This is a genomic window from Citrobacter sp. B72 (assembly GCF_016894305.1).
Classification (GTDB): Bacteria; Pseudomonadota; Gammaproteobacteria; order Enterobacterales; family Enterobacteriaceae; genus Citrobacter; species Citrobacter portucalensis.
In genome coordinates, this window is sequence record NZ_CP069801.1 from 1,015,735 (window position 1) to 1,039,631 (window position 23,897).

General features: G+C 49.4%; 12 protein-coding genes. 3 read left to right on the top strand and 9 right to left on the bottom strand.

All coding sequences use genetic code 11. The features are described 5' to 3' along the window. Positions 1 to 232: 232 nt before the first annotated feature. The 4 genes from JQN59_RS04855 to JQN59_RS04870 all read right to left on the bottom strand — a co-directional run bounded on the left by JQN59_RS04855 (position 233) and on the right by JQN59_RS04870 (position 4,012). Positions 233 to 820, bottom strand: a complete 588-nt coding sequence (locus JQN59_RS04855) for a retron Ec48 family effector membrane protein (RefSeq protein WP_232735036.1) — start codon at positions 818 to 820, stop codon at positions 233 to 235. Between the two features lie 64 nt (positions 821 to 884). Further along, entirely contained in the window at positions 885 to 2,066 is a 1,182-nt protein-coding gene (locus JQN59_RS04860) for a reverse transcriptase family protein (protein ID WP_077263846.1), read from the bottom strand. A gap of 648 nt (positions 2,067 to 2,714) precedes the next feature. After that, on the bottom strand, positions 2,715 to 3,227 hold the full coding sequence (locus JQN59_RS04865) for a hypothetical protein (protein WP_003825820.1): 513 nt from the start codon (positions 3,225 to 3,227) through the stop codon (positions 2,715 to 2,717). Further along, on the bottom strand, positions 3,227 to 4,012 hold the full coding sequence (locus JQN59_RS04870; protein WP_149608354.1) for a winged helix-turn-helix domain-containing protein: 786 nt from the start codon (positions 4,010 to 4,012) through the stop codon (positions 3,227 to 3,229). The genes JQN59_RS04865 and JQN59_RS04870 overlap by 1 nt, the downstream gene beginning before the upstream one ends. Before the next feature lie 455 nt (positions 4,013 to 4,467). Here JQN59_RS04870 and JQN59_RS04875 point away from each other — a divergent pair, with 455 nt between their 5' ends. Further along, positions 4,468 to 5,073, top strand: a complete 606-nt coding sequence (locus JQN59_RS04875) for a helix-turn-helix domain-containing protein (RefSeq protein WP_048215661.1) — start codon at positions 4,468 to 4,470, stop codon at positions 5,071 to 5,073. A gap of 41 nt (positions 5,074 to 5,114) precedes the next feature. Here the strand turns inward: JQN59_RS04875 and JQN59_RS04880 are convergent, their stop codons facing one another. From JQN59_RS04880 to JQN59_RS04890, 3 genes are all read right to left on the bottom strand, one after another. Beyond that, entirely contained in the window at positions 5,115 to 6,488 is a 1,374-nt protein-coding gene (locus JQN59_RS04880; protein WP_053069286.1) for an HlyD family type I secretion periplasmic adaptor subunit, read from the bottom strand. Continuing rightward, a complete protein-coding gene (locus tag JQN59_RS04885; RefSeq protein ID WP_239484211.1) occupies positions 6,475 to 8,667 on the bottom strand; it encodes a type I secretion system permease/ATPase in 2,193 nt (730 codons plus the stop codon). Before JQN59_RS04885 ends, JQN59_RS04880 begins: the two co-directional genes overlap by 14 nt. 89 nt (positions 8,668 to 8,756) lie before the next feature. Beyond that, positions 8,757 to 10,100 carry a TolC family outer membrane protein gene (locus tag JQN59_RS04890; RefSeq protein ID WP_128316627.1) on the bottom strand — a complete coding sequence of 448 codons (1,344 nt, stop codon included), beginning with the start codon at positions 10,098 to 10,100 and terminating at the stop codon, positions 8,757 to 8,759. Positions 10,101 to 10,432: 332 nt separating this feature from the next. On the opposite strand from JQN59_RS04890, the gene JQN59_RS04895 reads away from it, so the two are divergent. Further along, the gene (locus JQN59_RS04895; RefSeq protein WP_204528164.1) at positions 10,433 to 20,845 is read left to right on the top strand and encodes a retention module-containing protein; all 10,413 of its coding nucleotides are present in this window, start codon (positions 10,433 to 10,435) and stop codon (positions 20,843 to 20,845) included. A gap of 62 nt (positions 20,846 to 20,907) precedes the next feature. Further along, positions 20,908 to 21,183 (top strand): hypothetical protein, encoded by a 276-nt coding sequence (locus tag JQN59_RS04900; RefSeq protein WP_048215665.1) that lies wholly within the window; start codon positions 20,908 to 20,910, stop codon positions 21,181 to 21,183. A 77-nt stretch (positions 21,184 to 21,260) separates the two neighbouring features. Here JQN59_RS04900 and JQN59_RS04905 read toward each other — a convergent pair whose 3' ends face one another. Together JQN59_RS04905 and lapG are read right to left on the bottom strand one after the other, a co-directional pair. Beyond that, complete coding sequence (locus JQN59_RS04905; protein WP_048215666.1) at positions 21,261 to 23,195, bottom strand: bifunctional diguanylate cyclase/phosphodiesterase; 1,935 nt, start codon at positions 23,193 to 23,195, stop codon at positions 21,261 to 21,263. A gap of 9 nt (positions 23,196 to 23,204) precedes the next feature. Next, the gene (lapG, locus tag JQN59_RS04910) at positions 23,205 to 23,897 is read right to left on the bottom strand and encodes a cysteine protease LapG (protein ID WP_394810794.1); all 693 of its coding nucleotides are present in this window, start codon (positions 23,895 to 23,897) and stop codon (positions 23,205 to 23,207) included.

Below are 23,897 nucleotides of genomic sequence, written 5' to 3' on the forward strand. Positions count from 1 at the left end.
TTAATTATTGTAAATGTGATCAATATCACGTTTGTGGCGGGGTTTGCAACATGTGGCTAACTTTCTCTAAAGAATCTGTATTCTTTTATCTTCGTTTTCTGATAGTGAAGCTGGGAAGCGGCTATGTGATCAAAGAATAGACTTGTTTTCCTTTTCAACCGAAGGGAAGAAAAGCAAGGGAACTTAGTGAAGCGTAGCTTCGATAAGTTAGCCCTTGCTTTGATATATGAAGTTATTCTTTTGATATGTTGATATTGAACCATACCTCAATGATCTCTATCAATAGAGTACATATATTATTAGTGATTTCATCTAAGCGTTCTATATCAACTTCTTCTTCGATGTTGAATCCGAAGTGTATTGTAATAGAAGCTAGAACTGCTTCGTAATTATTTTTTTTATCACCATTAAGTGCGCCGAGTAAGCCAGTTGTTCCTCTTAATTTAATATAGGAACGTATTTTTTCTTGGGCATCGGTCTTGAAGTTTAAGTGTTCATCAAAGAGTGCGTTGTACAGTTTTTTCTTGTTAAGTATTTCTATCAATTCTTTTTGTTCATTTGTGTTTTCTTTTAAATAAGAATAAAAATCACGCTCTTTATTAAGTGTGTTGTTGTTTTTCGCATTTATTATCGCCAGCTTATAATTATATAGGCCTATAAAAAATACAAAAATAGGTATGAGTATTAATGATTGCTTCAGAAGAGATATTGGAGTTTTAAAAATTTTCTGAGCATTTAATACGCAATTTTCAGAGAAGCAAAGATGTAAATCTCTTGTCCTAACTATATCTACGCAGACAATTATCGCAGCGGTAATCATTGAGATGAAACACAATGTTACAATTATGATGATGGTATAGGAAATTATATCAGTTAAAGGCTTTTTAATTCTCATTCTTAGTTGGACCTATTTGTCTTAACCGTGCTCTAAACTCATTTGCTTCAACTGGATATAGTTTTTTTAATATATCTAAACGAAAAACAACTTGAAAATACCTACTTTTGTATCTTTCCGTATGACCAATGCTAACATGATCTTTCGACAAGTTTGATATAACACGATTAATTCTTTTTATTTCTTTATGCTCAGGAAGAGGATCGCAATGTTTTTTTAGAAGATTTTTAAGAACTGGATAATCAGGGCAATCTACACGCTTAAGTTTCGTTATTTTACCTTTCACAGAGAAATATTTCTTGTGATAACTTGGTTGCATTCGGATTTGATCTCGCCCATAACCGGTCCTTACAACTTGATGTACTTGCGTTTTTATGTTAGTTCTTTCAGTTTTAGTAAATCGTGGCGCATCATCCTCAATACATAATCCGTGAACTTTAAATGATTGTGGCGATTTAGCTGATAGAAGTTTTGTTTTCTCATTATTTACAGTCAATTCTTTTTGTTTAATAAAGTTAGAAATAACAGACTCAACAAACTTCCAATCTTCCTCTTTATTTAAACGGGATATTGTTATGTCATCAATCAAACGAGTATATCTGAATCCAAGTTTACGAAGATAACTGACTTTGCTTGGCTCACAATCATAAAAATATAAGTTGGCTAAATAAGTACTCGTTGGTGCGCCTTGAGGAACGAAACCCTCATATGTTGTTAAAGTTGTTAATATATTAGAAACTTCATCTGAAAATCTGAATAATTCTTTAAAAATTTGATAAACAAATTTTGACTTCATCGTTGGGAAAAAATTTTCTATATCCATTTTCACAAGGATTTTAGATTTGCAATGCTGTTGGGCACACAAGATATAATCGCGAGGATTTTCTTTGTCAGGAATGGAGCCATAAAGGTAATCTGGAAAATTAATTTGGCTGAAAATTTTATTGTTTATTTTTCTTAGAATCGATTTCAGCATTCGGTTTGGTGCGTAGACAATTCTATGACCACCGTTCTTTTTTTCAATTGGTGGCTTTATGTAGTAAGCTTTTTCTACACCATCGGAAATCAGCTTTTCAAATTTATCGATATCACTTATACCCAATAAGGCAAGTAAGCTTTCTTTCTTCTGAATGGGGGTGAAAGTGTTTTTGAAAGAGAAATCCTTTGCCATGTGATCCTTCTTAGATAAAAGTTAGCGTCCTCACGGCCAGGAAGGGCAGTTGAATCCGAGGGAAGCAACGCAAGAGTATAAAGTCCACCCCACCTTCACTAACTTTTTCCAACTGTGTACTGTACTCCGTGGTCTAGCTTTCGCATGGCTCGCCAGAGTGCACCCAGAAAGACCTCTCGGTCGTCCTAGACTTAAGGACAGATCTTCTTGCTTTAACGCTTCCATTTTCATCAAGTGAGGTATTCGTCCCACAGCTAATTTTTACCAGAAATCGGATTGATCTTAAAGTACTTTTTTACACATTATAAAATGTATGCCATATGTATGCTGAATTTTAATTAATTTTAAAATTAACATAAAATACAAGAATTTACTTATTTAATTGCATACTGCTGCATCATTGGGGTGTGGTTCGTGAAGTCCGTATCAAGTGACTCTTTCATATCGCTTTTGCTCTTTTTTTAATCTTTTGGGTACCAGGGGAGTCTCATGTGAGCCCCTGGAAACTCACATCAACCCACAAATTTGTCATTCGAAAGCCGCCTGAAGGGCAGTAACGACGAGCGTTGGCTCGGCCTGAATGGTCTATCTTATCACCGACAACGACTGAGATTCATCCGTAGGTTTTGCCGCCAGAACGCTTATTGATTATTCATTTTCCGGCAAAGCATAATTCTGGCAGTACAGATAGGGGATCCCCTCTTTGGTAATCAGGTATGTCGCGCTGTTCAGTGCAAAAAAATCGACGTTGGATACGCTGGTATTGGTCAGGAAAAAATCGGGGAGGAGTTCCTGAATAAGGCTGGCGGGAGCCGTTTCTCGATTGGAAATTTGGATTTTCTGTGAAATCCAGACCGGGCTTGAGCCGTAGCTGGATTGTGTAAAAAGTACCATGCGTTGCACGGTTTGCTCATTATTTTCGGCATCTTTGATAATACCATCAATATTCACAATACCTTTACTGCCCCCGGTTTTAATATCAATAATCCCTCGGAACGAGCTTGTATTGCGTACAATTTCGATGGCAGAGCGGCAGGTGAGATCATGTAACTCGCCATTGTTCTTACTGTACCGATAGACGACAGTAAGAATAAGCGCAGCAAAACAAAGCAGCAGGATAATACCTGTCTGGATGCGGGACGTTCGGGGATATAAGTTCATTAGCTATCATACCGTGGGTAATATACCGACTGACAGGCATTTTCTTGCCTGGCTTTTATCGGTGAGCGACATACCAGTACGGACAGTTTCTTAGACTCAGGATAGGTCGTGATATAGATAAATTTATGGCTCTGACACAGTCCTGGGTTTTTGTCGATAAACGCGATATGCCGGGAGAAATTACTGGCATCGTTATTGAAATAATACTGACAGCCAGTGGGTGCTTTATCCGCAGTGATATAGCCGGAAAAATAATCATCGCTGGCTTGCCACGGATATAATATAAGCACACAAATTATCAGGGTAAGTGCCAACATTACTGTTTCTGCAGCCGTTATCAAAGGTTGACGCGGTGTGTCAGCCAAAAATTCCTCAATGGTGGCATCTGGCGCTAAGGATTCTTCAGCAGAAGCAGAGTTCTCCTCCGGTGTTTCAATGACCTGAATATCAAACTCTTCTTGAATGATCAGCCCTTTGCGGGGGATCGTTGTGATCAGCGGTTGTTCAAGCTCCAGCTGCAGTAAGCTTTTACGCAACGAGAGAATGCTTTGATAAAAGGCGTTGAAACTCACCTGCCGGTGATTTTTACCCCAACCGAATTCCAGTAATTCGTTTTGAGAAACCACTTGCCCGCGATGTTGAATAAGTAATAAAAGACATAACGACGCTGAGTGTTTGAGTTTTATCCGCTGATTGGGGTGATCTACCCGCGCCAGACATTGTGTGGCTGGCGTAAATATTATTCTATTTTCAATCAGATAACTGACATTGCCAGTCTCAGACATATTGTCTCTACTCTTGATGATGCGTCTGGTGGTTGTTTAGTCATGATACCACTGAGCCTATAAAGACCACCAGCATGGACCTGATTCCACAGCGAGAACCGCGAAGTGTTGCAAATTGGTATCATGATATAACAAGAATGAAAACTTTTTAATGAAAATAAAATCCATTAAAATCAATTGATTGTATCTTTTTGGCTACTCTGCAAAGAACAGAAAGATGAAAAAATGTCGACAAAGATGATTGCCATTAATTCTTTATGGACAGCGCCATATACTGCCTGGCACCACCACGCGAAAACAGCATGAACCTTAACGCGTCAATGGCACCAGGGAATGCCGGTGGTAGATGTAGATGGGAATAAATGTCAGCTTGTTTGCGAGCTGACATTTATTTTTAGTGCCGAGTAAATTTAACCATCTTTTTGACTAAGCCATAATTTGCGGTAGAGAGTCCCATGTTCCAGAAAGAAATTGAAAATGCTGTAGTGCTCGTTGGCGATGAAATGAAGAAGTCGGATAATGCCTGGCTGTCGTTACGTAAAAAACGTCAGCGTATTGATTTGAAGACCGATGGACATATCTTATTTCTGGAGAAAGGGACTGTCTCTGTTTATCGTGTGGAAAACGATTTAGTCACGGTGAGTATTTCTGCACCTGCTATTCTCGGCCTGCCACAAATGCGTACGGAAGTGGCTGGTCACTATTTACGTTGTGATACCGATTGTGAAATGTGGGCGATGAGCGTACAAAATGCCGATCACCTGTTTACGACCAAAAACTTATGGAAGCAGGCGTTTGATATCTTAACGCATCATCTTCAACGTTATTTTCAGCGTGAAGCGTTGCAGTCGCACCGTACTATCCGTGAGCAGATTATTGAACACGTAAAATATATCTGGTCGATGGAGCCAGAGGTTCGCGAGAAAACATCCGTGTATACTTTTATTTTGACCCGTAACCATATTTCACGTAGTGCCATCCATAAGGTGTTACAGGAGCTGGTTAATGACGGGAAAATCACCCTGAATCGTGGGAAGCTCTCTTTTTGCACGCCGTTATAAATTCATGCGCTCCCCGGCAAAATGTAAGGGAGCGCATCCGATCAACGTTCTCTGAGTGCTTCCGCGCGTGCGCGAATAATCGGTTTTAACAGGTAGCTCAGAATCGTTTTCTTGCCGGTGAGAATATCGACGCTCGCCACCATGCCGGGAATGATCAGCATCGGATGCTCTTTTGTTCCCAGGTAATTTTTGTCCGTCTGCAAACGCACAATATAAAAGCTTCGCCCCTGCTTATCGGTAACGGTGTCCGGGCTTATCTGCACTACTTCGCCTTGCAGACCGCCATAGATGGTGTAATCGTAAGCGGTAAATTTCACCATCGCATGTTGACCCGGATGGAGGAAGGCGATATCGCGCGGCTGGATTTTGGCTTCGATTAACAGTTTGTCATCCAGCGGAACGATTTCCACCAGATCGCTGCCCGGTTGAATGACGCCGCCGATAGTATTCACCATCACCTGCTGGACGATACCCCGTACCGGTGAGGTGACCATGGTACGGTTCACCCGATCCTCCAGTGCTTTAACGCTTGCCTGGGTTTTACTCAGATTAGTGCGAGCTTCATTGAGTTGGGCTAGCGCATCACTCTGGAAACGGCCACGGCTTTCACCGATTTTATTCTCAATCTCTTTAATTTCTGACGTGGCCTTGGGCAGCGACAGGCTAATAGAATTGAGCTGCCCGGCGGTTTCCACTTCGGTACGACGCAGGCGCAGCAGTTCGACTTTTGAAATGGCGCCTGAAGCGAGCAGCGGCTCGGACATTTTGATTTCCTGACGGATTAACCCGAGGCTGTGCTTAAACTGATCCTCCTTTGACTCAAAGTCGCGCAGCTCCTGTTTTTTCTGTACCAGCTGTTCTTCAAGCCCGGAAATTTCGTTGTGAAATTGTTCCCGACGGCTGTTGTACAGCTCGGTTTCTCCCCGGGCGACATCGGGCGCCTGGCTGGCTATCTCGGGTGAAATCACAAAGTCCCGGCTTTCAACCTCAGCCGTCAGGCGTTCTACCTTGGCGCGCAGACCGAGTTTGTCGGCTTCAGTTTCGCCAACGTTGGAGGCGAAGCGCGTGTCATCGAGGTGCAGTAGTGGAGTTCCGGCGTTAACGATTTGCCCTTCATGCACGTACAGCTCGGTGACAATTCCCCCTTCCAGGTTCTGGATTTTTTGCAGTTTTGATGAAGGGATCGCTTTGCCTTCACCGCGTGTCACTTCATCAATTTTTGCAAAACCAGCCCAGATGAAGGACAGCACCACCAGCGCGAGGATCACCCACAACGTCAGTCGTATCACTCTTGGGGCATCATCAATTATGGCCTGGCTAACCTCATTAATACTGTCGGTTTGATTTTCATCACGACCGCGAAAATAGTGCTGCATGTGACTGCGGGCACGAGTCAGGAGATCAGCGAGACGCATTAATTTGCCCCTTTTTCAACGCATCCATCACTACCCCTTTCGGACCGTCTGCGATGATGCGACCTTTATCAACAATAATCAGACGGTCAACCAGCGACAGCATGGAAGCGCGGTGCGTGACCAGTAATAACGTTTTTCCCGCAATACAGGGGGCCAGCGCGTGTTTGATCTTCTCTTCGCTGGTGTTGTCCATTGAACTGGTGGGTTCATCCAGTAGCAGGAGAGGGGGATCAAGCAACAGTGCACGCGCGAGCGCCACCGCCTGCCGTTGCCCACCGGAAAGCTGGGAGCCGCGTTCGCCGACCTGCAGGTTATAGCCGTCGGGATGCAGGCGTGCGAATTCGTTGACGCCAGCCAGTTCTGCCGCTCGCAGCATCGTTTCGTCATCGACATAGCGCGCTCCGCACAGCAGGTTATCGCGCAGCGTGCCGTTGAATAGCTGGATGTCCTGCGGCACGTAGCCGATGCTGTGGCGCAGATCGTTCACATCCAGCTGGCGAGAGTCGATACCATCGATCAGCAGGTTCCCGGCGCTCGGCTGGTATAAATTGACGATAAGTTTACTCAGTGAACTTTTACCGGAACCGCTGCGCCCGATAATGCCGATGCGCTCACCGGGCTGAATGGTCAGGTTAATTTTGTGCAGCGACAGGTTTTGTTGCTCCGGGTAGCTGAAATCCACATCGCGAAATTCAATGCTGCCCTGTAACTGTTCACGCTTGAGTGGGTTTTCATCCGCACGGCGCTCCTGCGTCAGCGACATCATTTTCTCAGTGTTTTTGATGGTCAGTTTCGCCTGCTGATAGCGGGCGATAAGGCCGGTGAGCTGACCCAGCGGCATGAGTGCCCGGCCGTTAAGCATGTAGCAGGCGATCAAGCCACCCATACTCAGTTTGCCGTCGATAATCATGTACACCCCGACGATGATCATCACCACGCCTGAAATTTGCTGGAACCAGCCGGTAAGGTTGCTGGCCAGGCTGGACAAGGTTTTCACCCGCAGTTCGAGACGGCTCAGGCTGCCCAGCGTTTGTTCCCACTGGAACTGGCGTTCGCTTTGGGCATTATTCACTTTGATGGCATCCAGACTGCTCAGGGTTTCAATCAGTAGCGCCTGACGTTCGCTGGCGAGGCTCATGGTTTTTGCCACAGCAGCGTTGACCGGCTTTTGTAGTGCCCAACTGCACAATAGGGCAATCGGTAATGTCAGTACCGGGATCCATGCCAGCGCGCCGCCGATAATGCCAATAACAATCAGCAGTAACAGGGTGAAGGGCAAATCGATAATCGTCGTCAAAGTGAGGGATGAGAGGAAATCACGCAGTGACTGAAACTCGTGAATGTTTTGTGCAAAGCTGCCCACGCGTGCCGGGCGCTCTTTCATCTCCATACCGACAATGCGCTCAAACAGGGTCGAAGAGATGATGAGATCGCTTTTCTTACCTGCAATATCAAGGCAGATACCGCGCAGCATTTTTAAAATCAGATCAAAGACAAAAGCCAGGCAGATGCCGGCTGCCAGCACCCATAATGTGACCGTTGCCTGGTTTGGCACGACGCGGTCATACACATTCATGGTAAAGAGCGGTGTGCCGAGCGCAATCAGGTTGATTAACAGACTGGCCAATACCGCATCCATATACAGAAAACGCGACAGCTTCAGCGTGTCTTTAAACCAGGATTTGGTGCGCGGCAAAAAGGCCTCTGCCTGCAAATCGAATTCATGGCGCGGATGCGCAAAAATGACTTTGCCCGCATAGTTTTGCTCAAGCGTGGCAGCATCAACGCAAATTTCCCCACCTTCGCTTTCGCTGGGCATAAAACGGGCGCTACCGTCATCGTTCCAGGCCAACAACACCCCGGTTCCCCCTGCATTCAATAACAAGACAGCAGGCAGAGACATTGCCGGAATTTTATCGAGCGTGCGCGTGACGACTCGCGCCTTTAAACCGGCCCTTGCCGCTGCGCGTGGGAATATATTCAGCGTGAGCCGATCGTTTTCTAATGGCAGGCCACTGCTTAATGTTGAACGACTTGCCGGTTTACCGTGCAGAGAACACAGAATCAGTAAGCTATCTAATAACGGGTCGTCATTATGGCTACGTGGGTCGTGATGTTGAGAATTAGGGTTAGCGTAATTCTCAGGGACGTCATTTAATAATTCGGCTTGTGCACTCATTTTCGCAACCATTCTGACCGTGCACTATTAAATAATAGCAAGCTAATTATAAGCGTGCAGGTCAGAGATTTATTGGGGATTAATAATTATTAATGAAGTTCCGGTAAGCTATTTTCTTCTGCTGAATCTACCGGTTGTCCTGAAGGCGGCGGTGTGATTTTTAGAATGTTCATTAATTCCCCGGTGCGTTCGCTAATACGGTAGCCACTGGTCATGGCCAGATAACGTAATTCAACAAGACGGCGTTTAGAGGAGAACACTTCATTTTCACTATCGAGTAAATCCAGCAGCGTACGCTCGCCAAGACTAAATTGATCCTGATAAGCCGTGCGTACTTTGACGCTGCGGTCAGCGTATTCTTCCGCCGAAGGAAGCTGGGCGCGTGCGTTTTGCAGTGCGGTCCAGGCCAGGCGCAGCTCCTGATTCAGCTGGCGCAGTGTGTTATTACGTACATCCTGAGCCTGCTTGTGCAGATAAGCGCGGGAGTTCATGTTGGCTTTGTCGCTGCCGCCCTGGTACAGGTTGTAGTGCAGTTTTACCATCGCTTCCCACTCTTCGGTGTGTGCGCGAGTGGTATCGGTGTTGTTGCTAATCCCGCGGGAAAGCTCAACGTCCACACGTGGATAGAAGGTTGATTTCGACGCTTCATACTGCTGGTGCGCAGCTTCGATATCCGCATTGGCAGACTTCAGTAATGGATTATTTTTTTCCATCCGACTTTTGGCATCTTCCAGCGAGGTTGGCAACTGAGAGTCAATGCTCTCTGGCTGGCTTAAGCCCTGCGGATCCATGCCCGTCACGCTAACAAAGGTGGTTTTCGCATCTTCAAGGTTAGTCTGCTCGGTCAGCAGGTTGTTTCGCGCCTGCGCCAGACGCGCTTCGGCCTGCATAAAATCCCCGGAGCGCCCAACGCCCTGATCGGTACGCAGTTTTATCTGGTCATAAATGCGCTCGTGGTTCGCCAGATCGTCTTCAGCAAGGCGCACAAATTCTTCGCGTTGCAGCACGTCGAAATAGGCCTGAATCACCGCATAAGCGGTGCTTTCGCTGGTGTTCATCACGCTGTAAGCGCGTGAGTCTACGGTCGCTTTTTGGCGCGCCACTTCGCTGTTGGTCGCAAAGCCGTTAAACACATTTTGCTCGAGGCTGATAGTCGCCTCGTTAGGTGATTGAGTCAGACCGTTATTGCGTCCTGCAGCGCGGGTAGTTGCATCATCAACATTTTTGCGCCCGGCCTCGGCATTTAAATTCAGTGATGGCAAATAGCCACCTTGTGCCGCACGCAGATCTTGCTCCGAGGAATAACGGCTATTTATTGCAGCATTAACTTCAGGATGATTCGCTAATGCATCTTTAACGGTATTTTGTAAGTCTTCTGCGTTTACTGCATTTATTGAAAAACATGAAAGCAGAAAAACTAAAAACTTCTTCATGACATGAATGCCCTATATCTCACGGTTATGACATCCAGGTGTCGTCGCTATCATCCATTTTTACAAACACGTTATATTAATTAACAAATATGAATTGTCTTAATTGATGGCTGTAATCAGCTATTCAGCGACATGTTTTGTCACATCGTGTTTTATTTTTGGTTATTTTTTATTATATTCATTTGCCAGTCAAGTCTCATGTAATTGCATTCTATAAAATGTGTTTTTTTCTACATTGAGATATTAATGTTTACATTAATTGAATGTGATATTTGTTCGTTAATGTATTAACGAGTTTATAAAAATAATGATGGTAATTAAGTGAGGTTACGGTGAGCAAATTACTCGGTGTGATCAAAGCAATTATTGGACAGGTTTACGTAGTTGATGCCAATGGTGCACAACGACTGGTTCATGAAGGCGACAGGGTATATAGCGGTGAAGAAATTGTGACCGGTGCCAGCGGCGCGGTAAGTATCTCTTTACCAGACGGAAAAACGCTGGATATAGGCCGTAATAGCCATTGGGGTGAGCACGGGCTACAGGTTAGCCATCATCCGGAAAGTAGTGCTCAGGATATTGCCGCCGCACAAAAGGCCATTGCCGATGGCGCTGACCCGACGCAGGTGCTGGAAGCCACCGCGGCGGGTAATGAAGCACCGGCAACATTAGAAGGTGGCGGCGGGGGGCACACTCTGGTTCAGCTTGAATTGACCGGGCAGGTGGTTGATCCGACAGCAGGTTTTAACACTAAAGGTCTGGGAAGCCCGAACTGGGATATCAATCTGCCGATAGGGGGAGTTACCGCAGGTTCCGCGAGTGTTTTCCCGCCTGAGGTACAAATTACCGAGTTTGCCGGCAACGACGGTTTCATTAACAAAAGCGAATTCCATCAGACCCATTTAAGCGGCACCAGTAATCAAAATCACATCACACTCACCTTCACCGATAGCCAAAAAAACACATTCACCGTTACTGTTCCGGTGAGCAACGGGCACTGGAATATTGATACCGATCTGGGGGGACTGGTCCCGGGAAATGTAACAGTGGTGGCAATAGCCACCGATATGACGGGACGAACGGCAGAAAGTTTTGATCATGCGCTGATTGATATTACCGGACCACACATCGACATTACCATTGATAACGTCACGCCGGATAACCTCATTAACTACGAAGAGTCGCGTCAACCGCAAACCCTGATCCACGGGTCGGTCGGCGGCGATACTAAACCCGGCGATATCGTTACTTTATTGGTTGATGGTAAAGAATATACCGGTGTTGTTACCGACCCCGGAAATGGGACTCTGACTTATACCATCCCGGTACTGACCCAGGGGTTACTGCATGACCCGAACATTCACGCCACATTAACTTCTACTGACGACGCAGGAAACACCACAATTGTTTCCACGGATCATCACGTCAATAACGACCTGTATGCGCAAAATGCCGTGACCATTGAAACGGTGGCGAATGATGATGTCGTCAACGCTAATGAGTTTCGTATGCCGACCATTATTTCTGGCATTGCCAGCGGTGATGCGAAAGCGGGTGATCCGGTCACGTTGACCATTCAGGGCAAAGCGTTTCACGGCACGGTTTTCGACGATCATGGCCAGCTACGCTATGAAATCGTTGTGCCTTCCGCAACTCTCAAAGAGGGGGCTAACGATGTACAGGTGACGCTGGTAAGCCATGACGCAGTAGGTAATGAAGCCACTGCAGTGACGCACCGCACCTTGGTGCTGGACACCCAGGCACATAACGCCCTCACGATTGATGATGTCACGACAGATAACACCCTGAATCGTGCTGAGCTGTATATGCGTAACCAGGTGATTTCCGGAACCGTCAGCGGGGAAGACGCGAAGGCTGGCGACCCAGTACTGGTAGAGATCAACGGTCACCAGTACAACGGTCAGATCATCGATCTCGGCAATAGCACGCTGGGCTATCGTATTGCGGTGAACGCTGCCGATTTTGCCAACAACGTTGCAAAAGTCGATGGTTATATGGACGTGAAGGTAACGGTCACCTCCCACGATGCGGCGGGCAATCTGGCGATTGCCACCGACACCCACAGCGTGCATGTCGACAATTTCGCGGAAAACACGGTACATATCGACACCGTCGCGAACGACAATGTGGTCAACGCCATTGAAAACCGCATGACCACGCTGATAAGCGGCGTGGCAGGCGGCGATGCCAAAGCGGGGGATACCGTTACCGTCAGCGTGCGGGGGCAGAATTTTACCGGAACGGTGGTCGATGATAACGGCGAACTGCGCTACGAAGTGGCGGTGCCGGTCGGCACGCTGAAGGAAGGTAAAAATGCGGTGGTGGTGACGCTGGTCAGCCACGATGCGGTGGGTAATGAAGTGACCGCGCTGGCGCACCGTACCGTGGTACTGGACACTAAAGCACATAACACCGTCAATATTCATGATGTCACTGCCGACAACACCCTGAACTTTACTGAGCTGTCGGCGGCGAAGCAGGTGATTACCGGAAACGTGCGCGGGGAAGACGCGAAAGCGGGCGACCCGGTGCTGGTGGAGATTAACGGCCACCAGTATCACGGCCAGGTGATTGATACCGGGAAAAATACCCTCGGTTATCGCATCGAGGTGGATTCTGCGGCGTTCTCTGACAACGTCGGTCATGTGCTGAAAGAGGCGACGGTCCATGTCAGCGTCACCTCCCACGATGCGGCGGGCAACCTGGCGATTGCCACCGACACCCACAGCGTGCATGTCGACAACTTCGCGGAAAACACGGTACATATCGATACCGTCGCGAACGACAATGTGGTCAACGCCATTGAAAACCGCATGACCACGCTGATAAGCGGCGTGGCAGGCGGCGATGCCAAAGCGGGGGATACCGTTACCGTCAGCGTGCGGGGGCAGAATTTTACCGGAACGGTGGTCGATGATAACGGCGAACTGCGCTACGAAGTGGCGGTGCCGGTCGGCACGCTGAAGGAAGGTAAAAATGCGGTGGTGGTGACGCTGGTCAGCCACGATGCGGTGGGTAATGAAGTGACCGCGCTGGCGCACCGTACCGTGGTACTGGACACTAAAGCACATAACACCGTCAATATTCATGATGTCACTGCCGACAACACCCTGAACTTTACTGAGCTGTCGGCGGCGAAGCAGGTGATTACCGGAAACGTGCGCGGGGAAGATGCGAAAGCGGGCGACCCGGTTCTGGTGGAGATTAACGGCCACCAGTATCACGGCCAGGTGATTGATACCGGGAAAAATACCCTCGGTTATCGCATCGAGGTGGATTCTGCGGCGTTCTCTGACAATGTCGGTCATGTGCTGAAAGAGGTGACGGTCCATGTCAGCGTCACGTCTCACGATGCGGCGGGCAACCTGGCGATTGCCACCGACACCCACAGCGTGCATCTCGACAACTTCGCGGAAAACACGGTACATATCGACACCGTCGCGAACGACAATGTGGTCAACGCCATTGAAAACCGCATGACCACGCTGATAAGCGGCGTGGCAGGCGGCGATGCCAAAGCGGGGGATACCGTTACCGTCAGCGTGCGGGGGCAGAATTTTACCGGAACGGTGGTCGATGATAACGGCGAACTGCGCTACGAAGTGGCGGTGCCGGTCGGCACGCTGAAGGAAGGTAAAAATGCGGTGGTGGTGACGCTGGTCAGCCACGATGCGGTGGGTAATGAAGTGACCGCGCTGGCGCACCGTACCGTGGTACTGGACACTAAAGCACATAACACCGTCAATATTCATGATGTCACTGCCGACAACACCCTGAACTTTACTGAGCTGTCGGCGGCGAAGCAGGTGATTACCGGAAACGTGCGCGGGGAAGATGCGAAAGCGGGCGACCCGGTTCTGGTGGAGATTAACGGCCACCAGTATCACGGCCAGGTGATTGATACCGGGAAAAATACCCTCGGTTATCGCATCGAGGTGGATTCTGCGGCGTTCTCTGACAATGTCGGTCATGTGCTGAAAGAGGCGACGGTCCATGTCAGCGTCACCTCCCACGATGCGGCGGGCAACCTGGCGATCGCCACCAGCAGCCACGACGTACACATTGATAACTTCGCCACTAACCAGCTCAGCATCGACACGGTAGCGACGGAGGATGTGGTGAATGCTATTGAAAACCGCATGACCACGCTGATCAGCGGTGCCGTTGGCGGCGATGCGTCCGTCAACGATCCGGTGACCGTTAGTGTACAGGGGCAAGACTTTACCGGCAAAGTCGTCAACATAAATGGCGAACTGCGCTACGAAGTGGCGGTGCCGGTCGGTACGCTGCAGGAAGGTAAAAATGCGGTGGTGGTGACGCTGGTCAGCCACGATGCGGTGGGTAATGAAGTGACCACTCTGGCGCATCACGCCATCACGTTGGACACCCAGGCACATAATACTGTCCGTATACATGATGTCACTGCCGATAACACATTGAATTACCAAGAGCTACTTGCGGCTAAACAGACCATTACCGGTTTTGTTGGCGGTGAGGATGCGAAGGTCAACGATCCTGTCTTACTGGAGATAAATGGCCATCAGTACAGCGGTAAGGTGATTGATTTTGGCCGCGGTAAGCTGGGTTATAGCATCGATGTAGATTCTTCAGCATTTGCTGATAACAGCGGCCATGTGCTGGCGAATGTGAAAATTACCGCGATGGTCACATCTCATGACGCAGCGGGAAACCTGGCGATCGCGACTGATTCCCATAAAGTTCATATCGATAACTACGCGGAAAACACCATTAAGATTGACGCAGTGGCGACGGACAATGTGGTGAACGCCAATGAAAACCGGATGCCGACGATTATTAGCATCGTAGCCGGTGGTGATGCCCGGGAGGGGGATGCGGTAACTATCAGGGTTCGTGGACAAGACTTTGACGGCAAGGTGATCAACGATAACGGTCAGTTACGCTATGAAGTGGTTCTGCCGCATGGAACCTTGCATGAAGGAAAGAACGCGGTGGTCGCGACGCTGGTCAGCCATGACGCGCTGGGCAATGAAGTGACCAGTGAGTCGCACCGTATTATCACTCTTGATACTCATGCGCAAAACACCATCTCGTTAGATAACATTGCTACAGACAATGTTATCAATTACCAGGAACTGTCCGCGGCGACACAGCGCATTACCGGCATCGTTGATGGTGAAGATGCGAAGATCGGCGATCCCATTCAACTCGAAGTTAATGGTCATCAGTACGATAGCCGGGTCATTGACCTTGGTAACGGGCATCTGGGTTACAGCATTGATGTGGACTCATCGGCCTTTGCGAACAATAGCGTCCATGTGTTGACGGATGTCGATGTACACGTCACTGTCACCTCTCATGATGTGGCGGGTAACCTTGCCATCGCTACCGATAGCCATAAAGTTCATATTGATAACTTTGCCAAAAACGTGGTGACGACGGATGTAGTCGCGTCGGATGATGTGGTGAACGCCATTGAAAACCGCATGCCGACGCTGATTAGCGGTATCGCAAAAGGCCTGGATGCCAAAGTGGGCGATGTGGTGACCGTCCACGTACAGGGGCAAACACAGGACTTTAGCGGCACGGTGGTTAACGATCACGGCGTTCTGCGCTACGAAGTGTTTGTTCCAACAGGTGTGTTGCAGGAAGGCAGCAACGACGTGATGGTGACGCTGGTCAGTCACGATGCAGCGGGCAACAAGGCGGTGGCGGTGGAGCATCGAACCGTTACGCTGGATACCCAGGCGCAAAGTACCGTCACTATTGATAGCGTCACAGATGACGACAAACTTAACCATCTTGAGCTGGATACGCCGATGCAGCTCATCAGCGGTAAGGTGGGCGGTGACGCGCAGATTGGCGATGCGGTGATCGTAGAAATCAATCACCAGACGTTTAACGGCAAGGTGATTGATCTTGGAGGCGGTCATTTAGGCTATCAGGTCCCGGTCAACTCAACGGCGTTCAGCGATAACAAAGGCAACCAGGATAAAAATGTGACCGTGAGTGTCACGGTTATCTCCCACGATGCGGTGGAAAATGAGGTCATTACCACCGCAACCCATGATGTACATATTGATAACCATGCCGCGGCTAAAATCACCGTTGATACGGTGGCGGGCGATGACAAGCTGAACGGCGCAGAAGCTGCGAAACACTTCACTGAGATCATGGGGACGGTTTCGGGCGATGTGCATGTAGGGACTAAAGTTCAGGTTATCGTCAACGGCCATACTTACGACACAACTGTTCAGCGACTCCCGGAACATAATAATGCGCTGGGATATAAGCTGGACGTTCTGAGCCGCGATCTGGTCAAAGACCCGCATATCGTGGCCCGCGTAGTCGGCGAAGATAATGTGCATAATTTCCAGAAAGCGGAGATATCGCACGATCTGGTGGTTGATTTACATGCTAAGGCAATGCTGACGATCGATCCCGTTACTGGCGATAACATGGTCAATGGCGATGAATCAAAACAGCCATTCACCTGGATAACCGGGAAAGTGGCAGGGGATGTTCACGTAAATGACGTCGTTTACCTCACCGTTAATGGTCACGTTCTTACAGGGAAAGTGCACGATGTGGGGGGCGGGGTTCTCGGCTACAGCATTAAAGTCAGCACCGCAGATCTGATCTCCGATCCGCATTTAACCGCGACGGTGAGCACTACCGATGGTGCGGGCAACCCAGCCACGGCCAATGCAGAAACCACCGTTATTATCGATACCCGTGTCGATGCGCAGATAACCATTGATGCCGTGACGCCGGATAATACGCTGAACCTCGCTGAGCAAATGCATGGCTATACGATAGTGAGCGGTACGGTGAGCGGTGAAGTTCATCCGGGCGATTCATTCACCATGACCATCAACGGCCACAACTATGCCGGGGTGGTGGAAGATCGTGGCAATCATCAGATGGGTTTCCACGTACCCGTTGCTACGGCCGATCTGGTTGCCGATCCGCATATCGACGTCACCATGGATATCACGGACGATGCCCTGAACCATGCACAAATTACAGCGCATCATACCGTTACGCTGGACGCTGACGCGAAGGCCTCTATCACTATCGATCCGGTAACGGGCGATGATGTATTGAATAAGATTGAATTGGGGCAAAAGACGACAGTTGTCAGTGGTACAGTCGGTGGCGATGCGAAAATTGATGATGTGGTGCACCTGAATATTGGTGGCCATATGGTTGATGCTATAGTGGTGGACCTGCCGAATCTGGGAACGTTGGGTTACTCCATCAAGGTGGATACGCATTGGCTGCAAAACGATCCGCATATTACTGCAACAATCACCACTACCGATGCGGCGGGTAATAACGCGACGGCAGATGCGCACAGTACCGTGGTCATTGATGAAAATATTGACGCGATTGTGCATATTGATCCGATTGTTACCGATAGCGGTGATGCGGTGATTAACCATGACGAGGCCCTGAAGCAGCAAACGACGGTTACGGGGACGGTAGGCGGGGATGTCAAAATCGGTGATATGGTTGAACTGACCATCAACCATCAGACCTATTTTGCGCGGGTGGAAAATCAAAACGGTCAGCATGTATTCAGTACAAAGGTTTCGACCTTAGATCTGCTCATGGATCCGAATATTCATGCTGAAGTGACGGCAAAAGACGACGCAGGTAACATCGCGTGTGGGTACGATGATATGCCGGTGCTGGTTGATACCGTTGCTGATGCCGGGATAACGATTGATTCTGCTGTTTCCGAGGGCAATCAAGCCTTGGATCCCGGAAGCCGCCCCGAATTCGTCACGGTAACGGGACATGTTGCTCCAGATGCACAGTCTGGCGATGTGGTTACGGTCGATGTCGGCGGTAGCCAACTGCAAACAAATGTGATCACTCTGCCGGATGGAAAGCTGGGTTACACGTTTAATGTTGTTTCAGGGGGCTGGCATGATGACGGTAATATCACGGTATCCATCACCACACATGATGATCATGGCAATACAGCAACTGCGGTAGAACATAAGTTTATTGACCTTCCGTGGTTAGGCAATATCGCTATTCCAGCCAACACTCCTTATGGTATGCACACCCCGCCGACAACACCGGGCACCGGAACCACACAACCTCACCAACCGACCGTGCATCTCACCGTTGATCAAGTGGCGGGCGATGACATTCTCAACCACGATGAAGCGCAAAAGGCGACGACGGCAATCCGTGGCCTGGTCAGCGGCGACGTTCAGGCCGGGGACGAAGTGATTGTTACCATCAATCATGTGCAGTACACCGGGCATGTCATGGCTATCCCGACGATGCCGGGACAGCTGGCATACGAAGTGGATGTGCCAACGAATGAACTGCAGGCGCACCCGATGTTTGATGTATCTATCACGGCTGGGGCAGCGACAGATACGGTGCAGAAAACCATCACTGTCGATACGGATAACCCGCTGCAGATAACGATGGATAAGGTTGCTGGTGATGATGTTATCAATGCTGCCGAGGCGCAAAGCGGTAAAACCACCATCAGCGGTACGGTCAGCGGTGAAGGGATCCATGACGGCAGCGTGGTGAGTCTGCAGGTCAATGGCAATACGCTAACTGCGGTCGTGCATGATGATAAACATGGTCACCAGGCCTGGTCGACGAAGGTCAGTATCAACGATCTGCACAATGATCCACATATTGTCGCGACGGTATTGGCGACGGATGATCATGGTAACCTGGGGAGTGCCTCTGCCAGCAGCAATGTCGTGGTCGATCTGAGCGCTAATGCTGGCGTGACGATAGATAACATTGCCGGTGACAATGTGCTGAACGCGCGGGAATCGCTGCAACCTAAGATGACAGTAACGGGGTCGGTATCCGGAGATGTGCACCCCGGCGATAAGGTGACTCTGACGGTTAACGGAAACCCTTATGCGGCGACTGTCGATAATAATCATCGCTACTCCGTTGATATCTACACCAAAGACCTGTTGGCCGATCACGCTATTGTCGCGACAGTCTTAGGATATGACGATCACGGCAATGTACAGCCAGCCAGTTTCACGCAGGGCTATTCGATTGATAAAACGGCAAGCGGCAGCATTACCATCAATACCGTTGGTGGTGACGATGTTATCAATGCCGATGAGGTAAAAGCAGGAAGCGTAGAGGTGAGTGGTACGGTGGATGGCGACGTGCATCTCGGTGATAAAGTCGCCATTCTCGTCGATGGCGTCACAGTACATACGCGTGTCATTGAGCTGCCGCATATGAACGGGCAACTGGGCTACAAAGCGATGGTGAGTACGGTCGGGTTGCAAAATGACCCGAATATTCACGTCAGCGTAGAAGGGCAGGATTCGGCGTTGAACCCAATGCATGCCGTAAACGACAAAACGGTCACTATCGATACGCAGGTTGATGCCAGCATCGTGCTGGATAAGGTGTCAGTCGATGATGTGCTGAATAACGAGGAAACTCAGCATGCGAAAACCACCATCAGCGGTTATGTGACCGGGGACGTGGATGTTGGCGATCAGGTGACCATCACCGTTAATGGTAAAGATCTGGTTGCTGATGTGAAAAATAGCGGTGGTCAGAAGGTATTTAGCGTGGATGCCAGTACGATTGACCTGATTCACGATCAAAAGATCCTTGCTCACGTTATCGCCCATGACGACGCCGGTAACCGCGATAAGGTCGATATCGATAAGACCATTACCATCGACAGAACCGCTGTGGGAACGATGGGTATTGATAATGTCACCCAAGATAACGTCCTGAATCATCAGGAACTCCAGGGAGCGACGGTGAGGGTAACCGGGCCTCTTGGCGGTGATGTGGATGTGTGGGATTCGATCAAATTAAAAATTGGCGGTCAGGAATTTAGCGGTTCGGTAGACACGTTGAGCAATGGCGATCGGGTTTATCACGTAGATGTGGACAGTCATATCATGGAAGTGAACACCACATTTTCGGTTGAGGTTAAAGGTCATGATACGCCGGGCAACCCATATTCACAGACAACTTCCCACAGCTATTCGGTTGATCAGCAGGCAGACGCCACGCTTATCGTCGATAAGGTTACCGGGGATAACCATATTTCACGTGCGGAATCACAGGACACCGTCACGCATATTACCGGCAGCGTGAGCGGTGATGTGAATGATGGCGATCATATTAAAGCGCTGGTAAATGGTCATCAGTACGATGCCATTCTTCATCAGGGCAATAATGGGTTGACCTATGATATTGAGGTTGAGACTTCCGCATTCCGGGCAGGTCATAACCGGGTGAACGTATTGGTTGAGGCGAATGATAACCACGGCAATATTACGCCTTATACCCAAACGCTGAACGTGACGATGGACGATCCCGCGCCAGTGAAAGGGCATACGGTGGATAAAGGAAATCATGCTGCGATGCAACATGCGCTGCACAACCTGTTCGATGACAACGCATTATCTCTGTCTTACGCACCAGCTGCGACCGGACACGGCCAGACGACAGCGGTACTCAGCGCTGACGATAAGGCGAAGGGGGTGCTTGAAAAAGTCGATCTCAGCGATCTGGCCCGTGAACTGCATGAAGGCGTGGATATTGCGAAGTACATTCAAAGCGGCGGCGATCATCACCTGATCGCCAGTCCGGCGAAAGTGGCGCATGGCATTGATACTGCGCTGTCGACTCCGACAAGCGGCGATCTGCATTCTCCGACCTACTCGTTGGATCACCTGATTGCTAAACCCGATCAAAACCACACTCACTAACGATTGCCTGCTGCCCTGTGTGAACAGGGCAGCAGCATCGTGCAAAATGAAAAGGCACTGATATGAATTCTGATTCATCTGCTGCAAACGTGCAGGCAGAAGGCGTGGCAAAAAGTCCTGAAAATGACAATCAGCAGGCTTTAGCGATGCTGCAAAAAAGCGACCTGGAGATGGTTCGCGTGCTCGACGACCTGATTAACCTGTTGATTCGTAAGGGCGTGATTGCCATTACCGATCTTCCGCCGATGGCGCAGGTTAAATTAATGAATCGCGCAAACGCGCGCCAGGAACTTGGCGGGTTAGAACAGCTGCTTGGTAACGATGAACGTATATTTTAGCTGATGCAGGCAGTTTGTAGGCCGGATAAGCGCAGCGCCATCCGGCTATACAAAGGCGTATCAAGACGCCAGTTTTATCACAATGGCGCGGGCTCACCTAATAATTGCCCCATTGCACCATCAATCCCTAATTCTTGCAGCACCATAAGCTCACCTTTCGTTTCAACACGTTCAGCAATGAGCGGCAAATCAATACTGCGCGTGGCGTTGGATAACACTTCAATAAATAACCGTTTATCGTTTTCTTCATTAATATTGCGGATATAGCTGCTGTCGATTTTCAGATAAGCCAGTCCCCACTGCGACAGATGACCAATCATATCGAAACGGCTGCCGAAGTGTTGCAGACCCAGCGAGCAGCGATGCTGACCGACGGTTTTAACAAATGCCGCCATCTGATGGGGACCGGGTAACTGATTTTCATCCAGTTCCAGAATCAACTGACTGGCTAATTTCGGTGAATAGCGCAGCGGGGTGAGTAGCTCAGCAGTGGCGGCCGCACTGGCGACAGAACTGCCGGAGATACTCAACGCCAATTTTCCGGGCGCGGTTTTCAACTGGTTCAATGTCAGTTTCAACATGGCTTTATCGAGGCGATGACTCCAGCCAAAGCGGTGGATCCAGGGCAGGAACCGTCCCGCGGTAATGGCGTTACCCTGCTCATCAAAAATGCGCGACAGCACCTTGTAATGCAGGATTTTGTCCGGCTGGCGGCAATCGACTACCGGCTGATAAACCAGCTGGAACTGCTGATTTTCCAGTGCATGCTCCAGACGCACAAACCACAAATGCTGATCTTCTGTACTCGCAGGAACTTCAGTGGTGGGAACCACCTGATGGTCGGTGTGTGTTTCCGCTTCAACCAGCAGGCGATCGGCCTGGATCAGCAATGATTGAGCATTATCTCCGGCGTTAAACGGCACCATGCTGGTATAGGCCACCGGCTGTTGGTCTGACATTCCGGTGGCGTAAAAGGCTGTCAGTTTTTGGCACAGCGAATTGCACAAATCCAACATCTCACCATGTGTGACGCCAGGGCAGAGTAGGGCGAACTCACCGCCGCGAATGCGGGCAAGCGTGCTGTCGAGAGGGGCATACTTTTCTCTGTGCGCGTTCAGCAGGTTGGCGATGTTGAGCAACAGCTTATCAGTATGCGGTCCGCCAAAGCGCTGATTCAGACCGCCTAAATCCTGAACGCGTACCAGCATCAGATATCCCGGTGCGGTATCGGCATCGCTTAGCCGCGCCTGGAGCTGCATATCGAAAGCCCGGCGATTGGCAATTCCGGTTTGGCTGTCGAGATAAGCTTCATTATGCAGGCGCTCGCTATAGATAGCTTGTTCTTCAAATAACGATTTAAGCTTCGCGGCCATTAAATTCATGGCGCCTACAACGCGGCGTAATTCCGGCGTTTTGGGTAACTCGTGGAGCGTCAGAAACTCGCGACGAGTAATAGCTTCGGATTGTTTTGCCATGTAATTGAGTGGGCGCAGCAGTTTGCGCAGCAGCAGAATACCGGCGATTAAGCTGGCGAGGCTACAGGACAGCATCCACAGCAGGTTGCCTAAGGTATTGTCCCACAGACGCTGCACGGCAAAGATAGGATCGCTGGTCACTTCCACGCGAGCTGCCTGCTGCCAGCCGCGCATAATCGTTGCTTCACCGGTTTGCGGGGTAACATCCACCAGATCGACGAACCAGGCCGGGACGTTGGGAATTGACGCTGCCGCACTGCGCTCAAGCATTATTTTGCCGTTCGCCAGATCGACAATGCGGATTTTTTTGTAGTAACCACTATCGAAAATGGAACTGACCATCAGCTCGATCATTGCCGGGTCGTTGACGTTGGGCGTTAGCGAAACGCCTAGCGCCGTTGCGGCATCTTGGGCATGTGAAAGGAGTTGGTTATTGGACTGATTGCGAGAACTCTCCAGCGTCACAATAAAATTGCCGCTGAACACAACCATCATAAAGAGAGAGATTGCCAGAAGTAACTGTTTAAAAAGAGACACGGGCGATTCCTATTTATCCATCGGGAAGCCTTCTTCCCGCATTTTGGTGAAAACTTGCTGCCAGCGAGAAAGCCTCTTGCTGTCCCCAACGCGTTTATTGTTTTGATTGCCGGGAAGCCAAAGGCCGGTGTTGTTAAAGGAGTAGACGGGTAATAGATCCATGCGCTGCGTCGCAGGAGAAATAGTGCTGGTCAGACTGTCGAGTACCAGAGGAATCGCCTCAGGGGTGGCGTACCAGGTCAGCACCATGTGTGCGCGGTTTAAACGCAGGGCTTTAACATAGGTGATGCGAAGTTTGTCTTCGGATACTCCCAACTGGCGGAGGGTGAAATATTTGGCGATCGCGTAGTCTTCACAATCTGCCTCACCCTTGCGCAGCGACTCGATAGGGGTTGCCCAGTAATCGACGTTATGCCAGACATCAATGTCTTCGGTATAGCGGATCTTATCGTTAAAGAATTGATTTACAGCGAGCAATTGCGTTTGCTCGTCAGCATTACGCAACTGGAGCAGAAGCTGTTGCCAGGCGTGGATCCGTTGCTGCGCTTCTGGCGTTGCCGGGCCATAAAGCGCATCGGATTTTTGTTGAATATTGGCAAAATCCCAGGCCGCGCGCAGCGAATGGACTGACAGCAATAGCAGCAGCGCCCCGGGGATTTTCCACAGGCGCAGCAGGCGGTGGCGTAAGCAGCGGCGGATAAT

Coding starts and splice junctions, on each gene's coding strand:
- JQN59_RS04855 (WP_232735036.1), bottom strand. CDS start 820: ATGATTACCGCTGCGATAATTGTCTGCGTAGATATAGTTAGGACAAGA.
- JQN59_RS04860 (WP_077263846.1), bottom strand. CDS start 2,066: ATGGCAAAGGATTTCTCTTTCAAAAACACTTTCACCCCCATTCAGAAG.
- JQN59_RS04865 (WP_003825820.1), bottom strand. CDS start 3,227: ATGAACTTATATCCCCGAACGTCCCGCATCCAGACAGGTATTATCCTG.
- JQN59_RS04870 (WP_149608354.1), bottom strand. CDS start 4,012: ATGTCTGAGACTGGCAATGTCAGTTATCTGATTGAAAATAGAATAATA.
- JQN59_RS04875 (WP_048215661.1), top strand. CDS start 4,468: ATGTTCCAGAAAGAAATTGAAAATGCTGTAGTGCTCGTTGGCGATGAA.
- JQN59_RS04880 (WP_053069286.1), bottom strand. CDS start 6,488: ATGCGTCTCGCTGATCTCCTGACTCGTGCCCGCAGTCACATGCAGCAC.
- JQN59_RS04885 (WP_239484211.1), bottom strand. CDS start 8,667: ATGAGTGCACAAGCCGAATTATTAAATGACGTCCCTGAGAATTACGCT.
- JQN59_RS04890 (WP_128316627.1), bottom strand. CDS start 10,100: ATGAAGAAGTTTTTAGTTTTTCTGCTTTCATGTTTTTCAATAAATGCA.
- JQN59_RS04900 (WP_048215665.1), top strand. CDS start 20,908: ATGAATTCTGATTCATCTGCTGCAAACGTGCAGGCAGAAGGCGTGGCA.